The sequence below is a fragment of the Providencia sp. PROV189 genome, from assembly GCF_028480065.1.
GTDB lineage: Bacteria > Pseudomonadota > Gammaproteobacteria > Enterobacterales > Enterobacteriaceae > Providencia > Providencia stuartii.
Window position 1 is genome coordinate 14,031 of sequence record NZ_JAMPOG010000048.1, and the last position, 15,810, is coordinate 29,840.

Sequence of the window (15,810 nt, forward strand, 5' to 3'; positions counted from 1 at the left end):
GCTATCACTGATTAAATCGTATGCTCTGTTCGATTCAAACGATGAGCCAACGGTAGCCAGCACAATAGCACTAACATAGACATCAGCAGCATCAATAAGCCCAAACTAAACTGCCCATTTTGCGGCAACAGTGCGGAAACCCATGTTGCCACCCCTGAACCCACATTCTGCATACCGCCGACTAATGCCCCAGCTGCTCCGGCCAAATAAGGGAAAGGCTCCATTGCCCCTGTTGTTGCTAAAGGGAATAGCATGCCCGCGCCGAAGAAAAACACCGAGGCGGGCACCAATAGCGTCCAGATATTCATCACCCCAAACCAGCCGGGGATCCACATTAGCAACCCTGCAATCAAGCAGCAGATCACGGACTGCCACATTAAATGGTAAAAACTTTTACCTTCTCGCCCTGCATACCAAGCGCCAAAAAATGCGGCAGGAATAGGAATAATAAATAAGATACTGACAGTAATACTATTCAAACCAAGTACACCGCCCATCAAAACACCGCTACTGGCTTCGAAAACCGCAATACCCGCCAGCGCACCGATCAACATAATTAAATAAGAAACAAAGGAGCCACTCGACAGTAACTGGTGATAAGAACTCAACATTCTGCGTTTTTCTGAAGACTCAGGGCGTGTTTCAGGTAGCCAGCGATACATGCTCACCAGCACAAAAGCGCCAAGAATAAACAAAAAGATATAACAGGCATGCCAACCCCAAAAATGAGCAAGCAATCCACCAAACATAGGCGCGAGCAGTGGGCTAACTAATACGCCCATGTTTAATAAGCTATTTGCATAGCGTAATGAGGTTCCTTTGTAGAGATCACGAGGCATCGTACGCACCATGACCCCAGCCACCCCTGTACCCAGCCCTTGCAAGCCACTGGCGAGCACTAAAATATCCAGCGTTGGGGCAAAAAGTGCCAGCGTTGTCGCGAGTAAAAAGATGCTCATCCCAACTAAAATAACCGGACGGCGGCCAACTTGGTCAGATAACGGTCCATATATCAGTTGAGAGAAACCATAAGTAAACAAGTAAGCCGCCATGACTCGCTGCACTGAGCCAGACGGTTCACCAAAGTACACAGCGATGTCTGCAATAACAGGTACATAGACAGTCTGTGTCATTTGCCCTACCGCTGCTAGGGCGATCAGCAAGATCAGTAAATTAAAATGTTCCAGTTTTCTCATTTTCTTCTCAAAACCAATTTATCAACCTGAATGCACAGCCTAGCCATGTTATTCAATACAAATAACATGAAGGTTTAATTTCAGAGTGAAACCACAAAGAGTTATTGATTGTTTTCTTTGATAAAACGGTTAATCGGCAGTACATCATGCCCATGTCACCGTTGCGTGACTAAGATAACAAAACTAATTTTTTTTTCGAGGTAGGACAGCATTTTAATTAATGGTGCAATGTCAGCGATATTCGCCGGATATGGCAATAAAACTGTACATTAAATTTGTTTGTGATCTCTTAAAAAGAATAATTCACTAGAACACATTATCGATAAGCGCAAATAGTAAACTGATTTAGTATGAAACTCTGATAAGCAGCAAAGTTAGAAAAAAATCCAGAGGTGAATATTTATGGCTAATTGGGTTACCGGAACCGTTATTGAAGCAAAATTTTGGACAGATTCTTTATTCAGCCTAGTAATCAACGCCCCTATCAAACCTTTTATCGCCGGCCAATTTGCAAAACTTGCTCTCGAAATTGAAGGTGAACGAGTGCAACGTGCTTACTCTTACGTTAACGCCCCGAGTGACGATCGCCTTGAATTCTACTTTGTGGTTGTACCAAATGGTAAACTTAGCCCTAAACTGGCTCAATTACGCCCTGGAGATACCTTACAAGTTACGGATGAAGCGTCAGGCTTCTTTGTATTAGACGAAATTCCCGACTGCCAAAACCTTTGGATGCTATCCACTGGCACCGCGATAGGCCCTTTTCTATCGATATTACAAGAAGGCAAAGACCTTGAACGATTTGAAAAAATCGTACTTTTGCACGCGGTTCGCTACCAGAAAGATCTCAGCTATCTCCCCTTAATGGAGCAATTAGCCAAACGCTACCCAGAAAAGCTGCATTTAGTTACCGTTGTTAGCCGTGAACATTGCGGCGATGCGTTATATGGACGTGTGCCAGCATTGATTGAAAACAATACGCTCGAAGAAGCCACTGGCGTTTCGCTTGATGCCACCAGCAGCCATGTGATGTTATGTGGTAACCCTGAAATGGTCAGAGATACTCGCGAGCTATTGGTAAAAACCCGAGGAATGAGCAAACACCTACGCCGTAAACCGGGTCATATCAGCAGTGAACAATATTGGTAACCATTTTAATCCCCCCTCTTTCACCCGTAGAGAGGGGGTCAAGACAGGTAATCAACAGATTGTGTTTTTTCACCATACTGATTTTCAGAATCCATCCCTACAAAAACACCACAGTCTAGTAACATAATCATAGCGATTAACAGCGGTAAAAAGCGCCCAATTCCCCACTGCCAAACAGGGGCTAATTGGCTAACATCCATTGAAAATAGGGCGAAAGCGAGGATCACCAGTGCAAACCAGCCACCGGGTTTCCCTCTGTCATGCAAACGCTTAGTAAATATTGCAGCTAGCGGATAAAGCAATAAAACCAGTAATACAATCACAACCGTTTCAGATAATGCAAATGCATTTTGCAGTAACACAATGATTGTCATTAAAATAAAATACGATGCGATACCTACCCAAAATGGTCGACGACCAATACGACCTTTGAAGGAGAAAGCCCATTGTTGTAATGTCATTACACCGGATCCTGATACAATATTAAAAACCATAAAATGAGTGGCAAAAACAAATGAAACAACACGCACTCCATTCAATTCACGTCATGATAACCGTTTTTGTACTTGGTTTGCCACAAATGACATTTGCGCAAAAAGTACCCACGCTACCGAATAGTGATTTTGAAGTCGCTTATTTAGCGCCGGATGCGCCTTCGTTTGACCTTACCATCCCACAGTTTCGTAACCAATTTAATCAAACAAACCCCAATTTACCACTACATGAATATAAAGTGATTGCAAGCCAAGACATTTCAGCTCCCTATATACGAGCGGCTTCTCGGATCAATGCCTATATCTATTCATCCGCCGTATTGGAGCGTGGAAGCGAGAAAATTAAAAGCTTACAGATCACGCTACTGCCAACCCGCGATAACAATGAGGCTCAAGCCAATCGACAATTGATGGAACGCTATGCGGTGGCTGTTATTCAACAATTTGATCCAACCGTTGCAATAGATAAAACCCCTGAATTGACAAAAGCACTAAAGGCATTCATCGCGAATAAAGAGCCAACCTATGCAGACGAAGTACGTTTAGGTGCGCTGCGCTACATTTTAGTAAAAAGTGAAAATAATGTGCTTACTTTTGCTGTTGAACCGATTAAGCTAAAGACAGAAGCACCTTAACCGGATAATGATCACAGCAATCGTCATCAGCGTGATAAAAAGCAAAGCTATTGTTATGTATTCTCTTTATACTTAACACCTAAATTTTTAAGGTCCATAACAGAAAAATTTTTCTCGTTGCACCCCGTGTTACACAGCAGCGAGTCACTTATTGATAAATCAAACTCTCTGGTTGGAGGAAACAACATGCGACATCCATTGGTAATGGGTAACTGGAAACTGAACGGCAGCACTCACATGGTTAATGACCTGATTGCTGGCCTACGCAACGAGCTGAGCAGTGTTGATGGCTGTGACGTAGCAATTGCGCCACCGGCTATTTATCTGACTCAAGCAAAACATGCGCTTGCAGGTAGCCGTATCGCCCTAGGTGCACAGAACGTTGACGTCAATCTTTCCGGCGCATTTACTGGTGAAACATCTGCCGAAATGCTCAAAGATATCGGCGCAAAATACATTATTATCGGTCACTCAGAGCGTCGCACCTACCACAAAGAAAGCGATGAGTTTATTGCTAAAAAATTTGCTGTACTGAAAGAGCAAGGCTTGGTTCCTGTTCTTTGTATCGGTGAAAGCGAAGCAGAAAATGAAGCAGGTAAAACAGAAGAAGTGTGCGCTCGCCAAATCGACGCTGTACTCAATACACTAGGCGCCCAAGCATTCCAAGATGCGGTCATCGCTTATGAACCAATTTGGGCTATCGGTACAGGTAAATCAGCGACGCCAGCTCAGGCTCAAGCTGTTCATAAATTTATCCGTGACCATATTGCGAAAAAAGATGCTGCGGTTGCTGCGCAAGTCATCATCCAATACGGTGGTTCAGTCAATGCAGGCAATGCAGCAGAGCTATTCACTCAACCGGATATCGATGGTGCACTTGTTGGTGGCGCATCACTTAAAGCAGATGCGTTTGCTGTTATCGTTAAAGCAGCCGCTGAAGCTAAAAAAGCCAAATAATTTATATTTCATTGATAATAACCGCCAATATTTATTGGCGGTTTTTTTATTTAATGCCATAATTAAAAACATAATCCCCCTATTAAGGAATAATAAATAATTATATTTGAAACGATTATATTAACTTAATGCGATCACAAAAACATAAATTCCTTAATGCAAATTATTCTTTCAATATTTTATTTATTCCCAATAGAAAAAAACTTCAAATCATCAATATAAAAAACCACACATCTCACTAATAAACTTGATTATTCCTGTTATACCTCCGTTTGAGAATACTGGACACCTCTTATCTCCCAACATTATATTGACCTCGTTTGTGATTATTATTTTATCTATTTATCTTTATGAGAAAGATATTTAAATAAATAGATTAATCATCTCATTAATATCAACAAACAATGGTCGCCACCTATTTAAGAAATATTGTCATCGGCGTTTATAAAATAAAACATTCGCTATAAGGATGATTATGGAATATTTAAAAGGTTTAATTCTAAGCACTGCAATAATACTACCTGCAACTGCGGTATCTCAAACAAATAATGATTATTGGCATGTTGATACTGATGTTTATATGGAACTTGAAGAGTACCGCGGTCAACGGGATAGTTTTGATAACAAAGTTTTCGATAAAACCAGTATGGTCGGTAAACTTAGCCTCACTAACCCATCTTCACTTTGGAGCTTCCATTTAGAACATCGAGAATCCTTACGCAACTATGGGCGTAATTTTTCAACGTCTCGTGATTCCTATATTCGCAATCAAACTCAAATTGGGGCCACACGCCAACTTTATCGTAGTACAGACGCCGTATTGAGCCTAAACGGCACCTACCGTAAAGAATCCAATGATTCTGCACCCAACACCCTATCACGCTCATCCAACAGCTTATATTGGTTAATGCCAGCAGGTAGCTTTGCTTTTAATAAGAAATGGTCATTCGATTTCTGGGATGCTTTTTACTATTACAGTAACTTTTTAAAGTCAAACAACTATGAATGGGAAGCTGAACATGGTGTCACCTATAAATACTCTGACACGATTACGGCAAAACTGACGTTATACAGTGATAGAGTTTGGGATAAAGATTTCAAGAACATTTTCTCGCAAGATCAGATCAGGGTGTACCTACCCATTAAGCTGAGTGATCAATGGGAAATTTCCCCCTATTTCCGCTACTTCCTGAATGAAAGCAGTTATGATCAGCGCAAACACTTAACTCAGAAAGTAAAAAATGGTTATCGTATTGGTACGCAGGTAGCCTACAAGCTAACGCCAAAACTGACTTTATGGGGGGGTGCTGCTATTGAACCCACACAGTGGAAGTACCCAAAAGATGATGATATGACTTCTGGAACCAATAACAGGCAAACCTTTTATTTAGGACAGATTGGCTTCAAATATAGCTGGCAGTGATAAAACAGCGTACCACCTTCTTATTTTATAACTTTAAAAAAGTCGCCAGAAATTTTCTGCGACTTTTTTATTAAACCCTCTATTTCACGTTAATAAAAACAATAAAATTACACTTAACATATTAATCAGAATAAAATTAGAGCGTAAGATAACCATTTAGATGATTAATTTATTTCGTCGACTTTATCGTCAAGATCACATAAAGAAATAATTCCAAAACGGAATTATTCTACAATTTCGCTGATTATTCCAGATAATTTACCCATTTAAAATCAACAAGATAATTGCAGGCTTCTCAATTATTAAATAATCGACTATTCTTATTTAATAACGGATAAGAATAGTCTTAACTGTGATTAATCTCACTTTACAATTAATTTACGATACTTATTATTCATCGAAAAATAACCAAGGACTGATTCGATGAAAAATCTGACTCTACTTTCTCTGTGCTTACTCAGTGCAATGTCGTTAGCCGACCCCCTTTCGCAAACACAACTCAACGAATTGTGGAAAGATAAACAAAAATCGGCTGATGAAATTGTGAAAAACATGTCTGAAGCTGAAAAAATCGGCCAACTTTTTATGTTGGATTTCCGTTATTGGAATAAAGACAGCAAAGGCGAGCCTGCACCATTTCTAGCGATGAATGACGAAGTCGCTAAGGTCATTAATCAATACCATTTAGGCTCTGTCATTTTATTCCGTGAAAACCTTATTGATACCCCACAAACCGTTGAATTAATTAATCAACTACAAGCCTCACGGAGTAATTTGCCACTCTTTATTGGTACTGACCAAGAAGGCGGCTATGTGACTCGCCTCCGTGTCGGCACCGAAATGCCTGGCAATATGGCATTAGGGGCAACACGTAACCCAGCTCTAGCGGAATTGACGGGTATGATCCATGGCTATGAATTATCTAGCCTTGGCTTTAATATCAATTTTGGCCCCGTTGTTGATGTCAATAACAACCAAAACAACCCTGTCATTGGTGTCCGCTCTTACTCCGACAACAAAGAGCTTGTTGAAGCGCTATCAACCAATTACATCAAAGGGATCCACAAATATAATTTATTGACCTCACTGAAACACTTCCCCGGACACGGTAATGTTTCCTCTGACTCTCATGTCGACTTACCCGTAGTGAATTCCGATGCTAAAGCTTGGCGCTCCACAGAATTACCGCCGTTCCAATATGCGCTGAGTCATGGTGCTGATGCGGTAATGACAGCACACATTATTGTGCCTGCATTAGATAACAACAAAATCAAAACATTATCAGGAAAAGAGGTTGGCACTCCTGCCACGCTTTCCAAGCCGATCCTGCACGGTGTTTTACGTGATGAACTCAAATACAACGGTCTTATCATCACCGATGCTATGGATATGGGAGCAATCGCTGATAACTTTGATATGAACTGGGCTGTGGAAACGTCACTGTTAGCAGGCTCCGATATTATCCTTATGCCAATCAAAATGTGGGATAGCGAAGCGGTAACACGCTTAGACAATATGTATCGCCACCTTGAGAGCGAAGCCAAGAAAAATCCTGAGTTAAGGAAACGGATTGATGAGTCGGCAAAACGTGTCGTGCTGAAAAAGTTACAGCAGGAGATCACCGCACAGCCTGTTGATTTAAACAATGCTCAACTTGTTGTCGCCTCAAAGAGCCATAAAGACTTAGAAAATATGGTTTCCGAGCAAGCTATCACACTGATTAAAAACGATAATATTCTACCTTATGTTCTCAAACCACAAAATCGCATTCTGGTGATTTCTGATGAAAACCCACGTAACACATTAATTCAAAAGCACTTAAATGATATTGCTAATGAAACGGGTGTCGCGATTGAGAGCCAAACTGCAATGATCAAACTGGCTGAAAATACGCTTAGTGCAAAAGAGGTTCAATCGCTCTTAAAAGGCCAAGATCTCGTATTACTGACGACGTATAACCTAAAAGATAACCCTGCTAATGCACAATTGGTGATTGATGAAGCTAACAAAGCGAATATTCCGGTTGTCGTTATTTCATCACGTAACCCATATGACATCGCTTACCTAAAAGGCGTCAAAGCGAATATCGCTATCTACGGTATTACAGGGTTTGATATCACCAATAACAACCGTAATTCACTGGAAACCAACATTCGTAGTGGATTACGTACGCTATTTGCAAATCCACAGGCACAACCTCTAAATCCACCAAAAGGGCTATTACCCGTTAACATCAAAAATCCACAAGGTAACAAAATTCTGTTCCCTTATGGTCACGGTGAAACCTACAACACGACTCACTAATTTATTTTCTAAACAAGGTTCTTCCCAGCCTTGATATCCAAAGCGATATCAAGGGCTGGTTGCTACACCCTAAATAAACTGACACTGCTATTTCATAAACAATAATTAAAAATTAAAGGATCATCATGAAAACATCTTTGAATGGTTTACTCTTTCTCGCCACCACAACACTAACAACGTCTGCATTAGCTGTTGAGACGGTGAATAATGACTACTGGCGCATTACCTCCAATGTCTATATGGAGCTGGAGAAATTTGAAGGCCACCATAATACCAGCGGCGGTAAGGTCTACGACAAAACCACCATGATCGGCCAACTGTTTCTGTCAAACCCTGAATCTAAATGGAGCTTTTTTCTTGAGCACAAAGAGTCATTAAGAAGCTACAACCACAATTTTTCAACCTCAAAAGACTCATTTATTCGTAACCGTACTCAAATCGGTGCGACACGAAAAATGTATTCTAGCGATGTAGGCCAATTCAACTTAAACGTAACCTATCGTAAAGAGTCTAATGATTCCGCACCAGGTACTATGGCTCGCCCATCGAATACACTCTTTTGGTTGATGCCTAGTGGTACTTATCACTTTAACGACAAATGGGCATTTAATTTCTGGGATGCCTTTTATCATTATGACAATTTCCATGCGCCCAATAGTTATGAATGGGAATCTGAACACGGTATTGTTTATAAGATCAATGATTCCGCCACCGCCAAACTGTACATGTATACCGACTGGACGTGGGATAAAGACTTCAATAAAACATGGGAACAAAATCAGATCCGCGGCTACTTCCCAGTGACCTTGAATCAGGATTGGAGCATCATGCCGTACTTCCGCTATTACCTGAACGAGCACAACTATGATAGTAACCAGCGCACGACCCAGAAAGTGAAAGATGGCTATCGTGTCGGCACCCAAGTTTTCTATAATTTGACCCCAAAACTGACGCTATGGGGCGGATTTGCCGTTGAGCCAAGTACATGGGAAAACCCAAAAGGGGCGGGGATCACCTCTGGCAGCAACAACCGCCAGACATTCTACCTAGGCCAACTGGGTGTCAAATACGTATGGCAATAAGCTAAAAAAAGGTGACTGACTTCTCCCTCACAAGTCAGTCACTCTCACTATAAAAAGCTTTTTTGGGTATCCGCGACGAGTATTGTTCAACAGATATAAGTTTCGCTTAAAATCCTCAATGCTATGAATGCTCGTCAGGATATAGCGCTAAGAGTATGCGATTTTTTTATTTTGAAGAAAACGCCCCATAAATTAGAGCGATTATTTTTCTGAGTATACTCAGCACGCAATCTGTCATGATTGCAGGTACAGTCATGACAATCGACAGGCCTTGTATGTAACAAAAAAATATAATGTGCTCAACGAATGCAAGTGATAACTCTGGGGAGTTATATGATTTAGGCGATAGAGAGTACAAACGAAAATACCAAATAACAGAAGTTATAAAACACGGTAATATAAAATACAGTAACACGCGATAAAAAAAATGAATTCGCGTTTTAAGGTAATAGTAATATACCGGCGCCAGTATAATTACATAGGCGAGCAAGGCAAAATTCACGACTTTAAAAAACGCGTATGTGACTTCATAAAAGCCGTTCTGTTCAGTGTATAGCGTCCTAAAAACTTGAAGAATGACTGTCAGATAATAAAAAATCACCCCCACACAAAGAGAGATGTAAGAAATAAGCGCGGAATACTGATTATTTTTCAGAAATAATTGGCGTAGTAATGTCAGCATAGTTTTTCGACATGGGTAATATTTTGCCTAAGTAAGATCGAATATCCGGTTAGATAGACACAAATTCAGCAGTGCGATCTTTTTGATATTGATTATCTTGTGAATGATAAAATGGACAACAGGCGGAGATCAGCCCTTGTTTATTCCCATTTAGGGGAAGTCGATGATGCCCGCCGTGATGACACGTTCTTGGTTTTCCATTAATTTGCCTTAAGTTAATTAACGCATTTTATTTCACTTAAGGCAATGGATTTATTTACAATAACTCAGCTTAAAACCTAACCAACTAATCGCGACGGCTTATTTCATCAAATACGCCGCCGTTAGAGAAATGCGTTGTTTGAGCTTTTTCCCAACCGCCAAACAAATCGTCCACTGTAAATAATTTCAACTTCGGAAAGCGCTGCTGATATTTCTGAGCCACTTCCTCATTACGTGGTCGATAGTAATTTTTCGCGGCAATCTCTTGCCCTTCAGGCGAATATAAATATTCTAAATAGGCTTGAGCCACTTCCCTACGCCCGCGCTTATCAACGGTTTTATCAACGACGGCCACTGTTGGCTCTGCTAAAATTGAGATACTTGGCGTCACCATTTCAAATTGGCCATTTTCACCAAGCTCATTAATCGCTAATAACGCTTCGTTTTCCCATGCAATCAACACATCCCCAATTCCCCGCTCAACAAAGCTATTTGTCGCCCCGCGAGCACCTGAATCTAGTACCTCAACATTTTGATAAAGCTGTTTAACAAATTGCTTGGCTTTCTCTGGGTCATGATGATTTTTTTCTAATGCATACCCCCAAGCACCGAGGTAATTCCAGCGTGCACCACCTGACGTTTTAGGATTTGGCGTGACAATCGCAACATCTTTACGGATCAAATCATCCCAATCTTGGATATTTTTAGGGTTTCCTTTACGCACAAGAAAAACAATCGTTGAGGTATAAGGTGCGGAATTATCGGGTAAACGAGTGATCCAATTCTTATCAATACGTCCACTCTTCGCTATCGCATCCACATCGTAGGCTAAAGCCAGCGTCACAACATCCGCTTCTAAGCCATTAATAACAGAAGTGGCCTGCTTTCCTGACCCGCCATGAGACTGACGGATAGTTACCGTATCCCCGGTTTTTTCTTTCCAATACTGACTAAAGGCTTGGTTATATTGCTGATAGAATTCTCGAGTGGGATCATAAGAAACGTTTAATAATTGGATGTCTTTTGCCCATGCGCTTGCTGTGAGCGCTAATAATAATGTGGTTGTTACCTGCCATTTACTCGCCATTCTTCCATTCCTCATCAATCAATTGTTAAGGAAGGCTGACAGATCTCATCAATAACATGAAATAATTAAAAATGACAAATTATGCAACAAAAGAATATAAGGCAGAAAAATCAGGCAGAGAGATCAAACCTGCACGGCACTGAAACGGCACCGCACAGGTGAGATTTGCAATCGTAGAGGTAGAGATTAATACAGTTTTTTCGCTGTGTCGTACCACTCTTTCTTAAATACACGCTTCATATTCATTACAGCATCAATGATATCGTGGTGAACCAGTTTTTCATTTTGAATACCGACACAACGACCGCCGTAACCTTCTAATAATAGCTGAATAGAGTAGGCTCCCATGCGCGATGCGAGAATACGGTCATAAGCCACTGGCGAGCCACCACGCTGAATATGCCCCAATACCGTTGCGCGTGTTTCATGATGCGTTTCCGCTTCAATATATTTCGCTAGCTCATCAACATCGCAAACATGCTCAGTGATTGCCACAATGGCATGGCGTTTACCTTTCTCAATGCCTTGTTTTATCTCAGATAACAGCTCTTCACGGTCAAATGACATTTCATTTTCAGGCAGAACGATAAACTCACAACCCCCCGCAATCGCAGCCGAAAGCGTCAGATCGCCACAATAGCGCCCCATAACTTCAACAATCGAAATACGTTTATGAGACGTCGAGGTGTCACGCAGACGGTCAATCGCTTCCACTACCGTTTCAAGTGCGGTGAAATAACCAATGGTATAGTCCGTTCCCGCCACATCATTATCGATGGTTCCCGGCAAACCAATACAGGGGAAACCTGCCTCTGTCAGTGATTTCGCCCCTAGATAAGAGCCATCACCACCAATCACCACCAGCGCATCAATATGATTTTTTTTCAGATTATCAATGGCAACAGCACGAACTTTTTCATCGCGGAATTGAGGGAAACGAGCCGAGCCAAGGAAGGTGCCACCGCGGTTAATCATGTCAGAAACACTATAGCGATCTAGCTGTTTCATACGGTTTTCATATAAGCCTAGATACCCATCATAAATACCCATGACTTCTAAACCTTCGCTCAATGCAGCACGTACAACACCACGGATTGCAGCGTTCATACCCGGTGCATCACCACCACTTGTTAGTACCCCAATTCTTTTAATCTGTTTGACCATGATGACCTCTGATTAATGAATATAAATTGCAAATCGATGAAAAACACAATGATATCGTACTTTTCTAACGTACATTCTGTTATAAACAACTCATTCTGAATTGATTCACCTAGCGTTATAATAAGACAAAGGAACCTATCTATACCTGCTTTCTATCAAGCTTTGCTTGTTTATTGTGATCCAGCTTACACAATTTTAGTCTATAAAACGGATTGCCGCAGAAGCAGAGGCTCACTATAGCGGGTGTTGTCTTACTTCGAAACAAAAATTAAGTGCATATCATAGCATTTATGTAACATAGAAGCTTAACCTTGCGAGTTAAAAGTAAACAGAGGCGCCTACTACCCACACGATAAAAAATAAATGTTCACTGGCTTTCTCAAAACCAAAGCAAAACTACGCAGCTGAGCCGTTTTGGCTCAAGCGTTTATTGATTGATTGAGTGAGAAACAAAAAAGCCCCGTTAGCGGTTATGGGTTAACCAACGGGGCTCCATTTTCAAAGGCTAATACTTGGAGTCATCAGGCACAGGCCTCAGATTAAGTATAAAAATAGCGTGTTAGATGGAAGAAGATTGGCGCGGCAAAGCATAAAGAGTCGATACGATCTAGCATCCCGCCGTGCCCTTCGATTATGGCGCCAAAATCTTTGATGCCGCTATCGCGTTTGATAGCAGACATACATAATCCTCCCACAAAGCCCATTAGGGTAATCGCCAGTGACATTAGCCCTGCTGCCCACCAACTAAATGGGGTTACCCAATACAAGCAGATACCAATTAGCACGGAAGATAAAATGCCACCAACAAAGCCTTCAATGGTTTTGTTCGGGCTTAATTTTGGCACAATAGGATGTTTACCAAACAATTTTCCAAACACATATTGCAGCACATCAGAAAGTTGCGTAACCACAATCAAGAACAGCAGCAGTTTGACGTTTTCCCCCTCATAACCTTGAATATCCAACATCAACAAGGCTGGCACATGGCTTAAACAGAATACCGCGACTAACATCCCCCACTGAATTTTTGAGGTACGCTCGAGGAAATGATACGTATCTCCCGCTAAGGCAATGCGAGTAGGTAAGAAAAGGAACACAAACACCGGCACAAAGACTGAGAACATGCCATACCACTGAATGCCGACTAAAACATATTGCAGAGGGAGGAAAATAAAAAAGCACCAAAATAGGGCTTCATGGTCACTACGCCGAGTCGGTGTTAAGGTAATAAACTCCCGCAATGCAAAAAATGAGATCAGTGCAAATAAAATCACGACACCGATATTGCCAATCACAACGGCGAGTACACAGACAATACACATTAACCACCAAGCTCGGATCCGAGCATTCAAGTTATCAATGGTTGGATTGCTGTTATCCCCTGAATAACGGTAAGCGAGGATCCCGCCAATAATACTAGCAACCACAAGTATGCTAAAGACACCTGATAGCAATAACACGATTTCGCTATCCCAAATACTACTCATGGCATCAACTCCTCTAGTGCGAGTTTCGCACGCTCTAAGAATACGGCTTTTGGTTCATCCTCGCCTAATGGGGCTAATGGCTTACCCACAACCGCAGAGCAGATCACCGGCACAACCAACTTCGACCCCTTTGGTAGTACGCGATTTAAATTCTCAAGGTACACAGGCACCACTTCAACATGAGGGTGTTTTTTGGCTAAGTGATAGATACCGCTTTTAAAATGACTTAATTCTTCGCCATCCCCGCGCGTACCTTCTGGGAACAAAATCAATGATTCTTGTTTTTCCAATATCGCCTCAAGTGGCTCTAAGACATTCTCTTTCGCCGTTCCATCACCTTTACGGTCGATTAAAACAGCGCGAAAAACGTTATTGACTAGATAGCGTCGAAAGGGCGTTTTATCCCAATAATCTCTTGCGGCGACAGGGTGAACAGCATGGCGCATTAAAGGAGGTAATCCAGCCCAAATAACTAAACCATCAAGATGGCTGGAATGGTTAGCATAATAGATACGTGGTGTCATTGCCGGTTGGCAACCAACCCAACGGGTACGTACGCCCGTTAATAAACGACAAGTAAATGACAGCAACATTCCCATGCCTTTTGCTAGCAAAGAAATCCTCTGAGCTTTTTCCATTTTTATTCCTTGCGAATCGTTATTTTATTTTTGCTACCCAGCCACGACAAAAAATAGGGTAGCTATTTTTTAGCGAATACACCCAAAAAGAAATTCAAGCATCAAAATAGGCGGAGTTATTTTAGAGTGCAAGCAGCAAGGTCTGATTTCGTTTTTTTTGAGACAACATTCGCAGATAAACAGCAAAGAATAGATTATTAGCAAAAAGTTAATGGCATGATCACAAGATCAACACAAATGAAGATACAAAAAAAGCAGTAAAGGCGGCACCTCTACTGCTTTTCAATATTATTCTAACTGAATAAATAATTATTTTTTGTCAGCCGCGATACGGTCACGGATATGTTGTGCACGCTCTGCTGACGGTGGGTGAGAATCGAACATGCTGCTTTCTTTGCTACCCATTTGAGCTAATTTCTCAAAACCAGTGACTAAGCCGTCAGTTTTAACACCGCGTTTTTTCAGCAAGTCATAAGAGAAATCATCCGCTTGGCTCTCTTGATGTTGAGAGAACTGAGAGTTAATCAGTTTTTCACCCAGCGCAGCTAATTGTGAAGAGCTGAGTTGCTCAACAACGCCACCCGCTGAAGCTGCTGCGGTACGCGCGGCAACCGCGGCATAAGCAACTTGCATTGCTTTACGTGTATGGCCGAGTGCAACGTGGCCCATTTCATGACCTAATACACCTTCGACTTCGTTATCATTCATGATATCCATCAGGCCGCTATAGACACGAACGCAACCATTCGCCATTGCCCAAGCATTCACATCATCAGTCATATAAACTTTGTAGTTAACTGGTGTGCCATCAATTTCATTGCCTAATGATTTAGCAATTTTATCTAAGCGTTTAGAGTACTTGCTTGAAGCGGGTGCAATTTTATTTTGTGCGTCCATTTCTTTACAAGATTGGTCGCTTAATTGCTTAACGTCACCATCCGTTAAAGTAGCGGCTTGGAATAATTGCATACCAGAGTTAGTTAGCATGCCTTGGTCTAAGTTTTTACATCCCGTCAAAATGACAGCAGAGACAGCGACTGCAACAAGAGCCTTCATTTTCATAATATTATTTTCCTTTGCAATACACACAACAATTTTACGGCATAAAGACTATGAATTTTGAGCAAAATAACAATAGGAATAGAGTGAGATCATCTTCATAAAATGAATTTAACCCGTTTTTTGTCTTAATAGCAAAATCACTGGAATAATAATTCGCTTTATCCAAAATAATTAACTAAATAATCAGTTTCTGTAGAGTCGAGTCTGAACAATTCACCACAAAGCGGCGATCGACCAAACGCACAACAC

The 15,810-nt window shown here is 41.4% G+C and carries 13 protein-coding genes; 6 read left to right on the forward strand and 7 right to left on the reverse strand.

Annotation, left to right across the window (positions count from 1 at the left end; all coding sequences use genetic code 11):
- Positions 1 to 11: 11 nt before the first annotated feature.
- Positions 12 to 1,196: a multidrug efflux MFS transporter EmrD gene (gene emrD, locus PR833_RS18875; RefSeq protein WP_014657239.1), complete on the reverse strand. Its 1,185-nt coding sequence runs from the start codon at positions 1,194 to 1,196 to the stop codon at positions 12 to 14.
- 402 nt (positions 1,197 to 1,598) lie between these two features.
- On the opposite strand from emrD, the gene fpr reads away from it, so the two are divergent.
- The gene (gene fpr / locus PR833_RS18880) at positions 1,599 to 2,345 is read left to right on the forward strand and encodes a ferredoxin--NADP(+) reductase (protein WP_249890565.1); all 747 of its coding nucleotides are present in this window, start codon (positions 1,599 to 1,601) and stop codon (positions 2,343 to 2,345) included.
- 38 nt (positions 2,346 to 2,383) lie between these two features.
- Here the strand turns inward: fpr and PR833_RS18885 are convergent, their stop codons facing one another.
- Positions 2,384 to 2,806 carry a DUF805 domain-containing protein gene (locus tag PR833_RS18885; RefSeq protein WP_272526421.1) on the reverse strand — a complete coding sequence of 141 codons (423 nt, stop codon included), beginning with the start codon at positions 2,804 to 2,806 and terminating at the stop codon, positions 2,384 to 2,386.
- A 53-nt stretch (positions 2,807 to 2,859) separates the two neighbouring features.
- Between PR833_RS18885 and PR833_RS18890 the strand changes: the two genes are divergently transcribed.
- From PR833_RS18890 to PR833_RS18910, 5 genes are all read left to right on the forward strand, one after another.
- Positions 2,860 to 3,474, forward strand: a complete 615-nt coding sequence (locus PR833_RS18890) for a DUF1454 family protein (RefSeq protein ID WP_272526422.1) — start codon at positions 2,860 to 2,862, stop codon at positions 3,472 to 3,474.
- A gap of 186 nt (positions 3,475 to 3,660) precedes the next feature.
- Complete coding sequence (tpiA, locus tag PR833_RS18895) at positions 3,661 to 4,431, forward strand: triose-phosphate isomerase (protein ID WP_040132578.1); 771 nt, start codon at positions 3,661 to 3,663, stop codon at positions 4,429 to 4,431.
- A 475-nt stretch (positions 4,432 to 4,906) separates the two neighbouring features.
- The gene (locus PR833_RS18900; protein ID WP_336298700.1) at positions 4,907 to 5,854 is read left to right on the forward strand and encodes an OmpG family monomeric porin; all 948 of its coding nucleotides are present in this window, start codon (positions 4,907 to 4,909) and stop codon (positions 5,852 to 5,854) included.
- Positions 5,855 to 6,277: 423 nt separating this feature from the next.
- Positions 6,278 to 8,158 (forward strand): glycoside hydrolase family 3 N-terminal domain-containing protein, encoded by a 1,881-nt coding sequence (locus tag PR833_RS18905; protein WP_036942545.1) that lies wholly within the window; start codon positions 6,278 to 6,280, stop codon positions 8,156 to 8,158.
- Positions 8,159 to 8,283: 125 nt separating this feature from the next.
- On the forward strand, positions 8,284 to 9,240 hold the full coding sequence (locus tag PR833_RS18910; RefSeq protein WP_004924417.1) for an OmpG family monomeric porin: 957 nt from the start codon (positions 8,284 to 8,286) through the stop codon (positions 9,238 to 9,240).
- Between the two features lie 968 nt (positions 9,241 to 10,208).
- Here PR833_RS18910 and PR833_RS18915 read toward each other — a convergent pair.
- The 5 genes from PR833_RS18915 to PR833_RS18935 form a co-directional block, all read right to left on the reverse strand.
- Complete coding sequence (locus tag PR833_RS18915) at positions 10,209 to 11,210, reverse strand: sulfate ABC transporter substrate-binding protein (protein WP_272526424.1); 1,002 nt, start codon at positions 11,208 to 11,210, stop codon at positions 10,209 to 10,211.
- Positions 11,211 to 11,396: 186 nt separating this feature from the next.
- Positions 11,397 to 12,374, reverse strand: coding sequence for a 6-phosphofructokinase (gene pfkA / locus PR833_RS18920; RefSeq protein WP_004924408.1), 978 nt, complete (start codon positions 12,372 to 12,374; stop codon positions 11,397 to 11,399).
- A 539-nt stretch (positions 12,375 to 12,913) separates the two neighbouring features.
- Entirely contained in the window at positions 12,914 to 13,861 is a 948-nt protein-coding gene (locus PR833_RS18925) for a phosphatidate cytidylyltransferase (RefSeq protein ID WP_004924405.1), read from the reverse strand.
- A complete protein-coding gene (locus PR833_RS18930; protein ID WP_004924402.1) occupies positions 13,858 to 14,499 on the reverse strand; it encodes a lysophospholipid acyltransferase family protein in 642 nt (213 codons plus the stop codon). Before PR833_RS18930 ends, PR833_RS18925 begins: the two co-directional genes overlap by 4 nt.
- 309 nt (positions 14,500 to 14,808) lie before the next feature.
- Positions 14,809 to 15,561 (reverse strand): M48 family metallopeptidase, encoded by a 753-nt coding sequence (locus PR833_RS18935; protein ID WP_004924398.1) that lies wholly within the window; start codon positions 15,559 to 15,561, stop codon positions 14,809 to 14,811.
- Positions 15,562 to 15,810 lie beyond the last annotated feature (249 nt).

What these genes read in the sequence shown, in the direction of transcription:
- emrD (WP_014657239.1), bottom strand. Translation starts at nt 1,196, where the DNA reads ATGAGAAAACTGGAACATTTTAATTTACTGATCTTGCTGATCGCCCTA.
- fpr (WP_249890565.1), top strand. Translation starts at nt 1,599, where the DNA reads ATGGCTAATTGGGTTACCGGAACCGTTATTGAAGCAAAATTTTGGACA.
- PR833_RS18885 (WP_272526421.1), bottom strand. Translation starts at nt 2,806, where the DNA reads ATGACATTACAACAATGGGCTTTCTCCTTCAAAGGTCGTATTGGTCGT.
- PR833_RS18890 (WP_272526422.1), top strand. Translation starts at nt 2,860, where the DNA reads ATGAAACAACACGCACTCCATTCAATTCACGTCATGATAACCGTTTTT.
- tpiA (WP_040132578.1), top strand. Translation starts at nt 3,661, where the DNA reads ATGCGACATCCATTGGTAATGGGTAACTGGAAACTGAACGGCAGCACT.
- PR833_RS18900 (WP_336298700.1), top strand. Translation starts at nt 4,907, where the DNA reads ATGGAATATTTAAAAGGTTTAATTCTAAGCACTGCAATAATACTACCT.
- PR833_RS18905 (WP_036942545.1), top strand. Translation starts at nt 6,278, where the DNA reads ATGAAAAATCTGACTCTACTTTCTCTGTGCTTACTCAGTGCAATGTCG.
- PR833_RS18910 (WP_004924417.1), top strand. Translation starts at nt 8,284, where the DNA reads ATGAAAACATCTTTGAATGGTTTACTCTTTCTCGCCACCACAACACTA.
- PR833_RS18915 (WP_272526424.1), bottom strand. Translation starts at nt 11,210, where the DNA reads ATGGCGAGTAAATGGCAGGTAACAACCACATTATTATTAGCGCTCACA.
- pfkA (WP_004924408.1), bottom strand. Translation starts at nt 12,374, where the DNA reads ATGGTCAAACAGATTAAAAGAATTGGGGTACTAACAAGTGGTGGTGAT.
- PR833_RS18925 (WP_004924405.1), bottom strand. Translation starts at nt 13,861, where the DNA reads ATGAGTAGTATTTGGGATAGCGAAATCGTGTTATTGCTATCAGGTGTC.
- PR833_RS18930 (WP_004924402.1), bottom strand. Translation starts at nt 14,499, where the DNA reads ATGGAAAAAGCTCAGAGGATTTCTTTGCTAGCAAAAGGCATGGGAATG.
- PR833_RS18935 (WP_004924398.1), bottom strand. Translation starts at nt 15,561, where the DNA reads ATGAAAATGAAGGCTCTTGTTGCAGTCGCTGTCTCTGCTGTCATTTTG.